The sequence below is a fragment of the Clostridium pasteurianum DSM 525 = ATCC 6013 genome (assembly GCF_000807255.1).
Taxonomy (GTDB): domain Bacteria; phylum Bacillota; class Clostridia; order Clostridiales; family Clostridiaceae; genus Clostridium_I; species Clostridium_I pasteurianum.
The window spans coordinates 108,033-121,069 of the sequence record NZ_CP009268.1 but is presented as its reverse complement, the minus strand read 5'-3'; the positions used below and the strand labels follow the sequence as shown (position 1 = coordinate 121,069).

Genomic DNA, 13,037 nt, shown 5'->3' with positions numbered 1-13,037 from the left:
CCATTATAATATCCACTCTCTGAAGAATGAATATATAAACTGCAGGTCTATGGATAATTAATCTAAGCTTAGCATTCATTATAAAATCACTAAGTAAGACTTATTGATAATCTAACTTGATTATTGCCTCTTAATATATATTTTATTCAATTATATGTCCAAATTTATTTTGTCCATAAATATTTTTAAAAATAAAAAAAGTTATCTTACAATTACATACATTGTGAGATAACTTTTTCATTTTATAATATTAATACTACACTATATTGTCCACATAATTAAACTTTATTCAATATACTGGTATGATAGTATTAGGTTTTAACATATAATTTAAAATTTTCATGTCTATTGCCATAGATGAACTTAGTAATATCAAAATAAAAACTCCAACTTTTATTTAATATATTATTAGATACTTTAAAGGTTTTATTTTCCGTAGTATTTTTGTTTTTATCATAAGAAGAATTATTTAAAAGATAGTTATTACTAATGCTTGTCCAATAATATCTATACTCTCCATATTTATTACTAAAAAACTCACTTTTCTTATTACAAGTAACAAATATACTCATAGGTATAAGTAAAATACTCCTATTCATAAAATAGGTCATAATATTTATTAATTGATCATTATTATAGATATTTAAAATCTGACTTCCTATACGAACAATTACTTTATAAACATTCTTATAACTCTTATTGACATTATTAGTATTCTTATCATTTCCATAATTTTTTACCATTACTCCTTTATATTTATTATAGTATATTTTTATATTATTAAATTTATTTTTATCTTCGCTTAAGTAAGGATATCCTAAAAATTTAGTAGTGATATTTTTACTTTCATTTTTATCTATTTCCAATGATTCATTTTTTACAGCTCTATATGTATTTTCAAAAGCATTTACATTAAAAGATACTATGAAAATAAAGAAACATGCAAATATAAAAATAATTAGTCCTATAAACTGAAAAGATTTATTATACATTTTTCTCCTCCTAGTAATTTTAAAAATTTATTTGAATATAATATTAAATTAACAATTTTTATATTATACTTTTTACCATTTATTTACAAGTATTTAATATTCCATTTATAGTAAATATATTTGATATTATTAGCACATACTATGAATATCATCAAATATCTAATTTTTTTATATATAATTCTATATATTACTTATATTTTATATAGAATTAATTACTAAGGAGTGTGCATTCATATGAAACAGGAAATGATAAGTTTTTTAAGTACTATCGAAGACGAAATACGTAATGTATCAAAATATATATACGAAAACTCTGAAGAAAGCTTTCATGAAAATAAAAGTTATACTTATTTATTAAAATTATTAAATAAGTACTCCTTTAAAATACAAGAAAAATACCTGGACATAGATACAGCCTTTAAAGCAGAATTTGGAAGTGGTCATCCTAAAATATGCTTTTTATGCCAATATGATGGATCGAAAAACAATGGCCAAATATATGGATATAATCTTCAATCAGCTATATCTGTAGGAGCAGCTATAAGCTTATCTAAAGTTATTCCTAAAATAGGAGGATCAATTGTTGTTATAGGTTGTCCTGGAGAGATATCTGGAGGCTCTAAATTGACTATGGTTCATCAAGGTGCATTTGAAGACTTGGATATAGTTCTTATGACTCAACCATATACAAAAACTTTTGTCATTGGAAACTCCAAAGCTGTATTACCTATTGAAATTAAATACAAAAATCTTACAAAAACTTTTCAGGAAGATTCAAATATATATTCTCCTATGGACACTTGTATATTTACATTCGATGCTATTAATTTAATTCTTAAAGGATTTGAGAACACTTCTTCTATTAAAAGTATTGACCTTCATAGTAGTTGCAAAAATAAAAGTACTACTGAAACTACTGCTCGTTTTTTATTAACTACATCAAAAATAAAAATAGCAGAGGATATACAAAATAAAATTAGTGATTTTATGAATTTTACAGAAAAACTATTAAACATAGAAAGTGAATTACACATATATGACTTACCTTGTAAAGAAATCATTTTAAATAATACATTAAATAGATTATTCTCTCACAATCTCAAGGAAATGGGTATAACAGATATAATAGAAACTCAAAGCATAGATTCCTGTTTAAGCCTTGGCAATGTTAGTCATATAGTTCCTAGCATAGATTATTGCATAGATATTATTGAAAATAAAAATGTAAAATATGGCACTAAAGATTTTGCTATAGCCACTCAATCTGATTTTGCCAATAAAATGCTTATTAAAACTGTTAATGCGCTTTCTACAACAGCATTAGATTTAATAGAGAGAGAATCTTTAATTTCAGAAGCTAAAATGGAGTTATACTCTAAAATAAATAAGTTAACATACTCTCTCATTTAATGTATATTATATATTATAGTTAATTAATACTATAATATTATATTTAGGGGAGTAAAATCATGATAGGTCAAAGACTTTGTTTAGGCGATACCATTGGAATAATATGTCCATCTAGTGCAGAGGATATAAATATCATAAAAAATAAAATAGAGTTCTTTAAAGAACAGGGCTTTAACATAAAGGAAGGTAAATATATATATAAGCGCTTAGGATATCTTGCTGGTACTGATAAAGAAAGAGCAGAAGATTTAAATAACATGTTTGTTGATCCTAATGTAAAAATGATATTATGCGTACGAGGCGGTTATGGATCTATGAGAACCTTACCTTATATAGATTTTAATATAATAAAAAATAATCCTAAAATATTTGTAGGTTTCAGTGATATAACTACTTACTTAAACAGTTTCTATACAAAATGTAATCTTATAAGCTTCCATGGTCCCATGATTAATTCAAAATTTGATGATATTTTTACCCTAGACAGTCTTTTAAATACTGTAATGAATGGCTATAAAAATCTTATTATAAAGAATCCAGATAACATACCAATTAAAAGTAACTCGACAAAGCACATACAAGGTACATTAGTTGGTGGTAATTTATCAATGATCTGTAATACATTGTCCACAGATTTTGAAATAGATACTAGAGATAAAATATTATTTATAGAAGATGTTGGAGAACAACCCTATGCCATAGATAGAATGTTTACTCACTTACTACTAGCTAATAAACTCCAGGTTTGTAAAGGCATAATACTCGGTCAATTTACTAATTGTTCTCTACCTCACTATGAAAGAAGTTTAACATTAGAAGAAATAATACAGGATAGAATTTTATCTTTGAATCTACCTATTGTATTAAATTTTATGTCTGGACATGATTATCCAAAACTGACTCTTCCCATAGGTGCCAATATAGATCTTAATTGTAAAGATGGAACTATAAAAGTTCTTGAATCAGTAGTAAGCTAACCTATAAGGTTAGCTTACTTTAGTTAAGCAGTCTGCACAATGCATTACATATTATTATAATAATAACTACCTTTTAAAAAAAATAGCCCATCCACTGAAAAATCAGCAATTAGACTACTTTCTTATTTAATATGGAGGCGCCACCCAGATTTGAACTGGGGATAAAGGTTTTGCAGACCTCTGCCTTACCACTTGGCTATAGCGCCATATATGGTGGCCAATTCTGGAATCGAACCAGAGACACGAGGATTTTCAGTCCTCTGCTCTACCGACTGAGCTAATTGGCCACATAACCCAGCGTCGACCTACTCTTCCACAGGGCTTCCCCTGCAGTACCATCAGCACATTAGAGCTTAACCTGCCTGTTCGGAATGGGAAGGAGTGTTACCTCTAAGTCATAGACACTGGATATATTAAGTTAAGAGTGAATAGTTAAAAGTTGAGAATTATTGATGAAATTCCTATGGAATTCCTTTAATTTAATCCTTTAAAACTCCTTAGGAGTTTTTTCCTAAATTCTTAACTCTTAATTCTTAATTTTTAACTAAAAAATTATACTCTCAAAATTGCATAGTAACTGGTAAAGTAATTTTATTTCTTCATTTTATTTTGGTCAAGCCCTCGACCTATTAGTATCAGTCAGCTGAATACATTACTGCACTTACACCTCTGACCTATCAACCTGATGTTCTTTCAGGGGTCTTACTAGCTTACGCTATGGGAAATCTTATCTTGAGGTGGGCTTCACGCTTAGATGCTTTCAGCGTTTATCCCTTCCCGACATAGCTACCCAGCTGTGCCACTGGCGTGACAACTGGTGCACCAGAGGTCAGTCCATCCCGGTCCTCTCGTACTAAGGACAGCTCCTCTCAAATTTCCTACGCCCGCGACGGATAGGGACCGAACTGTCTCACGACGTTCTGAACCCAGCTCGCGTGCCGCTTTAATGGGCGAACAGCCCAACCCTTGGGACCTACTTCAGCCCCAGGATGCGACGAGCCGACATCGAGGTGCCAAACCTCCCCGTCGATGTGGACTCTTGGGGGAGATCAGCCTGTTATCCCCGAGGTAGCTTTTATCCGTTGAGCGATGGCCCTCCCACGAGGAACCACCGGATCACTAAGCCCGACTTTCGTCCCTGCTCCACTTGTTTGTGTCGCAGTCAGGCTCCCTTTTGCCTTTGCACTCTTCGCGCGATTTCCAACCGCGCTGAGGGAACCTTTGGGCGCCTCCGTTACTTTTTAGGAGGCGACCGCCCCAGTCAAACTGCCCATCTAGCAATGTCCCGTGACCAGCTTCATGGCCTCCGGTTAGAATTCCAGTACTGTCAGGGTGGTATCCCAAGGTCGACTCCTCAGCAGCTGACGCCACTGTATCCCAGTCTCCCACCTATCCTGTACAGACAATACCGAAACTCAATGCTAAACTACAGTAAAGCTCTACGGGGTCTTTCCGTCCAATCGCGGGTAGCAAGCATCTTCACTTGCACTACAATTTCGCCGGATTCGTTGTTGAGACAGTGCCCAAATCATTACGCCATTCGTGCGGGTCGGAACTTACCCGACAAGGAATTTCGCTACCTTAGGACCGTTATAGTTACGGCCGCCGTTTACTGGGGCTTAAGTTCACCGCTTCGATTACTCTTACGGATCCCCTTAACCTTCCAGCACCGGGCAGGCGTCAGCCCCTATACATCAGCTTTCGCTTTAGCAGAGACCTGTGTTTTTGCTAAACAGTTGCTTGGGCCTATCCTCTGCGGCCTGCTAAAAGCAGGCACCCCTTCTCCCGAAGTTACGGGGTCAATTTGCCGAGTTCCTTAACAACGATTCTTCCGATGGTCTTAGGATTCTCTCCTCACCTACCTGTGTCGGTTTGCGGTACGGGCACCTTTTTCCTTGATAGAGGCTTTTCTTGGCAGTGTGAAATCAGATACTTCGCTAAAAATTAGCTCCCCATAACACCTTAACTAATCAGGCGGATTTGCCAGCCTGCACGTCTTAGTGCTTAGACGCACATCCAATAGTGCGCACATCTTATCCTTCTGCGTCACCCCATCTCTCATAACGGAGAAAGGTGGTATCGGAATATCAACCGATTATCCATCACCTACGCCTTTCGGCCTCGGCTTAGGACCCGACTAACCCTGAGCGGACGAGCCTTCCTCAGGAAACCTTAGGTTTTCGACCACTAAGATTCTCACTTAGTTCTCGCTACTTATGCCAGCATACTCACTCCTGCACTGTCCACCGCTCCTTACGGTACGACTTCAACCGGTGCAGGAAGCTCCTCTACCGCTCTTACGAGCCCATAGCTTCGGTGGTAAGTTTTAGCCCCGGACATTTTCGGCGCAGGATCTCTTGACTAGTGAGCTATTACGCACTCTTTAAATGAGTGGCTGCTTCTGAGCCAACATCCTAGTTGTCTTAGAAATCCCACATCCTTTACCACTTAACTTACACTTTGGGACCTTAGCTGATGATCTGGGCTGTTTCCCTTTTGACTACGGATCTTATCATTCGCAGTCTGACTGCCGAAATAAAAGTATATGGCATTCGGAGTTTGATAGAGTTCAGTAACTGTTGTCAGCCCCTACCTCATTCAGTGCTCTACCTCCATAACTCAATTAATCGACGCTAGCCCTAAAGCTATTTCGAGGAGAACCAGCTATCTCCGAGTTCGATTGGAATTTCTCCGCTATCCACAGCTCATCCCATGGTTTTTCAACACCAATGTGGTTCGGTCCTCCACGGAATTTTACTTCCGCTTCAACCTGGCCATGGATAGGTCACCCGGTTTCGGGTCTACAGCATGCAACTAGTCGCCCTGTTAAGACTTGGTTTCCCTTCGGCTGCGCACCATAAGTGCTTAACCTTGCTGCATACCGTAACTCGCTGGCTCGTTCTACAAAAAGCACGTCGTCACACATAAAAAGTGCTACGACCGGTTGTAGGCACACGGTTTCAGGTTCTATTTCACTCCCCTTCCGGGGTTCTTTTCACCTTTCCCTCACGGTACTGCTTCACTATCGGTCACTAGTTAGTATTTAGCCTTGGGAGGTGGTCCTCCCAGCTTCCCACAAGGTTTCACGTGTCTCGTGGTACTCTGGATTAGATCTTGCAATTTTCTCTTTTAACCTACAGGACTATTACCTTCTGCGGTAGAGCTTTCCAGAACTCTTCGGTTAAGATATTATGCAGTGATGATCTATCCACAACCCCAGGGACAAAGTCCCTGGTTTGGGCTGATTCCTTTTCGCTCGCCGCTACTAAGAAAATCGATATTTCTTTCTCTTCCTCCGGGTACTTAGATGTTTCAGTTCCCCGGGTATGTCTCCATATACCTATGAATTCAGTATACAGTACATGTCTGCTCGACATGTGGGTTGCCCCATTCGGAAATCTCCGGATCACAGGCTATTTGCGCCTACCCGAAGCTTATCGCAGCTTGTCACGTCCTTCTTCGACTTCTAGTGCCAAGGCATTCACCATGCGCCCTTTGTAGCTTGACCTTGTTACTCTTTTAGGCGTTAGCCTTTTAGAGTTTAGTCTTTATTTGTTTTAATTTCAATCTTTCGATTAAAATCATATTATACAAAGGATTATTTTTTACTTTACTTTGTTTCTCTATGCAATTTTCAAAGTACATTTTAAGAGAATTGATCTCTCAAAATTAAACAGAGACAAGAGTAAGAAACCAATGTATACAACAGTTATCCTGCTGCAATTACTCCTTAGAAAGGAGGTGATCCAGCCGCAGGTTCTCCTACGGCTACCTTGTTACGACTTCACCCCAATCACTAATCCCACCTTCGGCCGCTGGCCCCATAAAGGTTACCTCACGGACTTCGGGTGTTACCAGCTCTCATGGTGTGACGGGCGGTGTGTACAAGGCCCGGGAACGTATTCACCGCGACATTCTGATTCGCGATTACTAGCAACTCCAACTTCATGCAGGCGAATTTCAGCCTGCAATCCGAACTGGGATGAGTTTTCAAGTTTAGCTCCACCTCACGGTATTGCATCTCGTTGTTCTCACCATTGTAGCACGTGTGTAGCCCTAGACATAAGGGGCATGATGATTTGACGTCATCCCCGCCTTCCTCCCGGTTAACCCGGGCAGTCTCACTAGAGTGCTCAACTTAATGGTAGCAACTAATGATAAGGGTTGCGCTCGTTGCGGGACTTAACCCAACATCTCACGACACGAGCTGACGACAACCATGCACCACCTGTCTTCCTGCCCCGAAGGGCTTCACGTATCTCTACGCTATTCAGGAGATGTCAAGTCTAGGTAAGGTTCTTCGCGTTGCTTCGAATTAAACCACATGCTCCGCTGCTTGTGCGGGCCCCCGTCAATTCCTTTGAGTTTTAATCTTGCGACCGTACTTCCCAGGCGGAGTACTTATTGTGTTAACTGCGGCACAGAAGGAGTCGATACCTCCTACACCTAGTACTCATCGTTTACGGCGTGGACTACCAGGGTATCTAATCCTGTTTGCTCCCCACGCTTTCATGCCTCAGCGTCAGTTACAGTCCAGAAAGCCGCCTTCGCCACTGATGTTCTTCCTAATCTCTACGCATTTCACCGCTACACTAGGAATTCCGCTTTCCTCTCCTGCACTCTAGATACCCAGTTTGAAATGCAGTCCCCAGGTTGAGCCCGGGGCTTTCACATCTCACTTAAGTATCCGCCTACACATCCTTTACGCCCAGTAAATCCGGACAACGCTTGCCACCTACGTATTACCGCGGCTGCTGGCACGTAGTTAGCCGTGGCTTCCTCCTTTGGTACCGTCATTATCGTCCCAAAAGACAGAGCTTTACAATCCGAAGACCGTCATCACTCACGCGGCGTTGCTGCATCAGGCTTTCGCCCATTGTGCAATATTCCCCACTGCTGCCTCCCGTAGGAGTCTGGACCGTGTCTCAGTTCCAATGTGGCCGATCACCCTCTCAGGTCGGCTACGCATCGTCGCCTTGGTGAGCCGTTACCTCTCCAACTAGCTAATGCGCCGCGGGTCCATCTCAAAGCGGATTACTCCTTTAATTAAAGCTCCATGTGAAACTTTAATATTATGCGGTATTAATCTCCCTTTCGGGAGGCTATTCCCCTCTTTGAGGCAGGTTACCCACGTGTTACTCACCCGTCCGCCGCTAGAAACCCGAAGGTTTCTCGCTCGACTTGCATGTGTTAAGCACGCCGCCAGCGTTCGTCCTGAGCCAGGATCAAACTCTCAATTTATAAGTTTGATGTTAGCTCATCGCTTCTCTTCTCAATGAAGAGTTTGTTACTCTCAATTTTAATTTCTTAAAATCTAAAGAATTGCTGGTTTACTTATTATTCTTATACTCTGTTTAATTTTCAAAGATCAATCACTGTCATCTGACAGCTTTTATAGTATATCAAGTTAATTTTAAAAAGTCAACTATTTTTTTAAATTTAGTTATTAACTTTTAGCTAATATAATTTAAAACAATAGAATATTACCCAAGATTTAAGTTCTTAAATAAAAAAATGACTAATAAAAACTCTAAATCATTTATAAAATCAACAGTAAAATGATATCATAATAATGTCATGTTTATTTGTTAAACTTATTAATTATACAATATTATATCCAATTTTCTCAATATTATTAATTATATCTTTACATTTCTCATAAAGATACTCCAGGATATGTTTATGTTCTAATATCTATAGAAATAATAATATATATAGTTCTGAAGCATCTTTATACAAAACAAAAAATAATTTTTCTTATTTTGCAATGTTTTTTGCTTAATTATAGATTTTTTATAAATCATATACATATATAAAAAGACTCTTTTTATTGATCAAATTATAACTATGAACAGAATTAAGTTAAAAAACAATAAGTTTGTTTCATCGTAACATTAAAAAGTAATCCCTGTATTCACACCTTGTAACACTAATAGATACGATATAAGTATATAAAAAAGTAGCTGTCTAATAATGTACACATATACATCTATTGTGAGACGGCTGCTTTTTTAGCTATTTTATTATTAAAAGAGTTATTAAAATCTAATTTTTAATAACCAAATTAATACATTTTCAAATTCAATAAATATTTATTTCCTTTGAGATAACCTCTATCATTAATAACTTTCTACAATCTTTTTTAAAGTTTCTCCAATCTTATCATTTATAACAATCTCTGCTAAATTATCATAAGATGTGGAAGACTTATTGATTAATACTAAATGCTTTCCTTTAAAATATTGAATCAGGCCTGATGCTGGATATACCATAAGTGAAGTTCCTCCAATAATTAGTGTATCAGCTTTAGAAATAGCATCAACTGCACCATTAATAACATCTTCATTCAGACTCTCCTCATATAAAACTACATCTGGTTTAACTGTTCCACCACATTTACTACATTTAGGTATACCTTTTGACTTAACTATAAAGTCAACATCATAAAATTCGTGGCACTTCATGCAATAGTTTCTATGAACAGATCCATGAAGTTCATAAACATTTTTAGAGCCAGCCATTTGGTGCAATCCATCGATATTTTGTGTAACTATAGCCTTTAACTTTCCTATTTTCTCCAACTTCATCAAAGATGTATGTGCAGCATTAGGTTTAGCATCCTGATATATAAGTTTATCTCTATAGAAATCAAAAAAATCTTCAGGATATCTCATAAAAGAAGTATGAGAAACTAGCTCCTCTGGAGTAAATGTTTTATTAAGCTTCTGATTAAATAAACCATTACTACTTCTAAAATCAGGTATTCCTGATTCAGTGGATACCCCTGCACCTCCGAAAAATACTATATTACTTGAATTATCAATTATTTCTTTTAACCTATTTATACTCATAATCTCACCTCATATTAATTCTATATAAATTATATCACTTAAAATTTTTTATAGTATAAAAACATAATATAATTACTTTAAATATAATTATAATCAATTATTGAAAGTATTTCATATATGCCGTATTTGTTACAAAACAACACTTATTATTTATCCTGCTTTAAGTATTATAAATAAGTTTAAAATCATTAAAAAATTCACTATGATCATTTTATTAATGCTAAAAACACCATAAATTAATTAAAAGTTTTAATATTATTTTATTACAATTTACGATATAATAAGAATATAAATAAAACTTCATCATAAGTTAAACTGATGTATATAATTTCATATAGAACTAGAGGGGGTTTTTTAATGGTAAATGGTAATAAAATAAGAGAAATCAGATTAGAGAAAGGATTAACTTGCAGGGATGTATCTAATTTGTCCAAGAACCTAGCAGTTCCTATTTCTAAAACCTATTTAGAAGAATTAGAAAGAGGTACTAAGTGTAACCCGTCCTTTAATGTTATAGAAACTATATCAATTATATTAAAAGTACAGTTAGATGATTTAAAAATAAGTTAACATATCAAGACCGTCAAAATATTATATAATATTTGACGGTTTTATATTATTTCCTATGCTTTAAAAACTACATCTTCTCTGCTGAACATATAACTTGCAAATAATAGTGATATTATAACATATACTATCATCTATCAAAATATTATAGCAATATGATTATAATTATGTATTCCCAATAGTAACTATTTTATTAAATATGATGCATTAGCAATAGGTATGTTAAAATAGTACCCTTCTATATCCTTGAGATCTTTTATCATAGGTAAGTAAACTAATATCATATCCATTAATTTTAGTATAATAATGTATTAATATTATATAATGGTATCGTTTCCAATTATTATAACATATAATTTTAATTACTCCTATAAATTAGATAATATTAAATTTCACGAAAAACTAACAATATTCACTATATTTCATATTTTTTTTAAATAATATGATTTAACCTCATAAAAACAACATTGCATAATTATTAATTTTTTGATATTATATTTTAGTTATGGTAATTAAAATATTTATGACTTTAATAATAAATTGACAATAATAACATACTTATACTATTTTTGGAGGGTAATAAATTGGAAAACATTATTGTAGCAAAATTTGGTGGAAGTTCACTGGCAGATGCTCACCAATTTGAAAAAGTAAAAAATATTGTAGATAACAATCCAAACAGAAGATATATTGTGCCTTCAGCGCCAGGTAAAAGACATGGTAAAGACTATAAAATAACAGACCTACTATATCTCTGCCATACTCATGTACAGCAAGGTATACCTTTTGATGATGTATTTAAAATTATATCGGAAAGATATAATGAAATTGTTAAAGAATTATCTAGTAGATATAGTCATATGAAAGATCTTAATATAAATTATTACTTAGATAAAATTAAGAAAGACATTTCAGAAGGTTCATCATCAGATTATACTGCTAGTCGCGGTGAATACTTAAATGGAATTATACTATCAACACTTTTAGGTTATGAATTTATAGATCCTGCTGATATAATTTTATTTGATGAAGATGGTTGTCTCTCTTCATCTGATACTCAAGAAGCAGCTCATAATCGTTTAATAAAGGTAGAAAAAGCTGTAATACCTGGTTTTTATGGCTCACAATGTGAAGGACAATGTGAAAAACACATAAAAACTTTTTCTAGAGGTGGTTCAGATGTTACTGGAGCTATAATTGCTCGTGCCGTAGGTGCCTCTTTATATGAAAACTGGACTGATGTTTCAGGATTTTTAATGGCAGACCCAAGAATAGTTACTAGTCCTCGTCCAATTAAAACAATAACTTATAGAGAACTTAGAGAGTTATCTTATATGGGTGCTACAGTTTTACATGAAGATTCTGTTTTCCCTGTAAGAGAAGCTGGTATTCCAATAAACATAAAAAATACTAATATGCCTCAAGACCCTGGAACATTAATAGTTAGCGATATTAAAGCAACAAACACTGTTGGTACTATAACAGGAATTGCTGGTAAAAAAGATTTTACAGTAATCGCAATAGAAAAAAATCTTATGAATACAGAATTAGGTTTTTGTAGAAAATTATTATCCATCTTAGAAAATCATGGAGTAGCCTTTGAAAGTATGCCTGCGGGTATAGACTCTGTATCTTTAGTAATTGCCGATTCACAAATAAAAAATAAATTAGATGATATTATTCATGATATTAAAAGGCAATGTAAACCTGATTCTATAGAAATTTTACCAAATATGGCATTAGTCGCTACTGTTGGGCAAGGTATGTCTCAATCAAAAGGTATTGCTGCAAAAATATTTGATGCTCTTGGTAAAAATAATGTAAATATAAGAATGATTAATCAAGGATCTAGTGAAATAAATATAATAGTAGGCGTTGAAAATAACGATTTTGAAAAAGCTATTAGATCCATTTATGAAGTTTTTATTTAATATAACTGAATATATGCAAAAAAAGATTAATAATATATTATTAATCTTTTTTATATGCATTTATTTTCTAATATACTTTAAAAATTTTTTTAAAATAATAAAAAACAGCCTTATTATAGACTGTTTTTGTAATAACCCAGCGTCGACCTACTCTTCCACAGGGCTTCCCCTGCAGTACCATCAGCACATTAGAGCTTAACCTGCCTGTTCGGAATGGGAAGGAGTGTTACCTCTAAGTCATAGACACTGGATATATTAAGTTAAGAGTGAATAGTTAAAAGTTGAGAGTTATTGATGAAATTCCTATGG

The 13,037-nt window shown here is 34.7% G+C and carries 6 protein-coding genes, 2 tRNA genes and 4 rRNA genes; 4 read left to right on the top strand and 8 right to left on the bottom strand.

The features are described 5' to 3' along the window. Positions 1 to 311: 311 nt before the first annotated feature. The gene (locus CLPA_RS00555) at positions 312 to 992 is read right to left on the bottom strand and encodes a hypothetical protein (RefSeq protein WP_003440307.1); all 681 of its coding nucleotides are present in this window, start codon (positions 990 to 992) and stop codon (positions 312 to 314) included. A gap of 234 nt (positions 993 to 1,226) precedes the next feature. Between CLPA_RS00555 and CLPA_RS00550 the strand changes: the two genes are divergently transcribed. Both CLPA_RS00550 and CLPA_RS00545 read left to right on the top strand, forming a co-directional pair. After that, a complete protein-coding gene (locus CLPA_RS00550; protein ID WP_003440306.1) occupies positions 1,227 to 2,402 on the top strand; it encodes a zinc-binding metallopeptidase family protein in 1,176 nt (391 codons plus the stop codon). 59 nt (positions 2,403 to 2,461) lie between these two features. After that, positions 2,462 to 3,379: a S66 peptidase family protein gene (locus CLPA_RS00545; protein ID WP_003440305.1), complete on the top strand. Its 918-nt coding sequence runs from the start codon at positions 2,462 to 2,464 to the stop codon at positions 3,377 to 3,379. Between the two features lie 132 nt (positions 3,380 to 3,511). Here the strand turns inward: CLPA_RS00545 and CLPA_RS00540 are convergent. The 6 genes from CLPA_RS00540 to CLPA_RS00515 form a co-directional block, all read right to left on the bottom strand. After that, positions 3,512 to 3,585: transfer RNA gene (locus tag CLPA_RS00540), tRNA-Cys, on the bottom strand. Between the two features lie 5 nt (positions 3,586 to 3,590). Beyond that, a tRNA-Phe gene (locus CLPA_RS00535) sits at positions 3,591 to 3,666 on the bottom strand. A 5-nt stretch (positions 3,667 to 3,671) separates the two neighbouring features. Beyond that, positions 3,672 to 3,788, bottom strand: a 5S ribosomal RNA gene (gene rrf, locus CLPA_RS00530). 200 nt (positions 3,789 to 3,988) lie between these two features. Continuing rightward, a 23S ribosomal RNA gene (locus tag CLPA_RS00525) occupies positions 3,989 to 6,887 on the bottom strand. A gap of 226 nt (positions 6,888 to 7,113) precedes the next feature. Continuing rightward, positions 7,114 to 8,620, bottom strand: a 16S ribosomal RNA gene (locus CLPA_RS00520). Together the 16S, 23S and 5S rRNA genes with 2 tRNA genes alongside form the textbook arrangement of a ribosomal RNA operon. Before the next feature lie 878 nt (positions 8,621 to 9,498). Then, positions 9,499 to 10,230 (bottom strand): NAD-dependent protein deacylase, encoded by a 732-nt coding sequence (locus tag CLPA_RS00515; RefSeq protein ID WP_003448260.1) that lies wholly within the window; start codon positions 10,228 to 10,230, stop codon positions 9,499 to 9,501. A 357-nt stretch (positions 10,231 to 10,587) separates the two neighbouring features. Between CLPA_RS00515 and CLPA_RS00510 the strand changes: the two genes are divergently transcribed. Beyond that, on the top strand, positions 10,588 to 10,800 hold the full coding sequence (locus CLPA_RS00510) for a helix-turn-helix domain-containing protein (RefSeq protein WP_003448258.1): 213 nt from the start codon (positions 10,588 to 10,590) through the stop codon (positions 10,798 to 10,800). A gap of 581 nt (positions 10,801 to 11,381) precedes the next feature. Next, positions 11,382 to 12,728, top strand: a complete 1,347-nt coding sequence (locus tag CLPA_RS00505; protein ID WP_003448254.1) for an aspartate kinase — start codon at positions 11,382 to 11,384, stop codon at positions 12,726 to 12,728. A 134-nt stretch (positions 12,729 to 12,862) separates the two neighbouring features. Here CLPA_RS00505 and rrf (CLPA_RS00500) read toward each other — a convergent pair. Then, positions 12,863 to 12,979: ribosomal RNA gene (gene rrf, locus CLPA_RS00500) — 5S ribosomal RNA — on the bottom strand. Between the last annotated feature and the right edge of the window lie 58 nt (positions 12,980 to 13,037).

What these genes read in the sequence shown, in the direction of transcription:
- CLPA_RS00545 (WP_003440305.1), top strand. Translation starts at nt 2,462, where the DNA reads ATGATAGGTCAAAGACTTTGTTTAGGCGATACCATTGGAATAATATGT.
- CLPA_RS00555 (WP_003440307.1), bottom strand. Translation starts at nt 992, where the DNA reads ATGTATAATAAATCTTTTCAGTTTATAGGACTAATTATTTTTATATTT.
- CLPA_RS00510 (WP_003448258.1), top strand. Translation starts at nt 10,588, where the DNA reads ATGGTAAATGGTAATAAAATAAGAGAAATCAGATTAGAGAAAGGATTA.
- CLPA_RS00515 (WP_003448260.1), bottom strand. Translation starts at nt 10,230, where the DNA reads ATGAGTATAAATAGGTTAAAAGAAATAATTGATAATTCAAGTAATATA.
- CLPA_RS00550 (WP_003440306.1), top strand. Translation starts at nt 1,227, where the DNA reads ATGAAACAGGAAATGATAAGTTTTTTAAGTACTATCGAAGACGAAATA.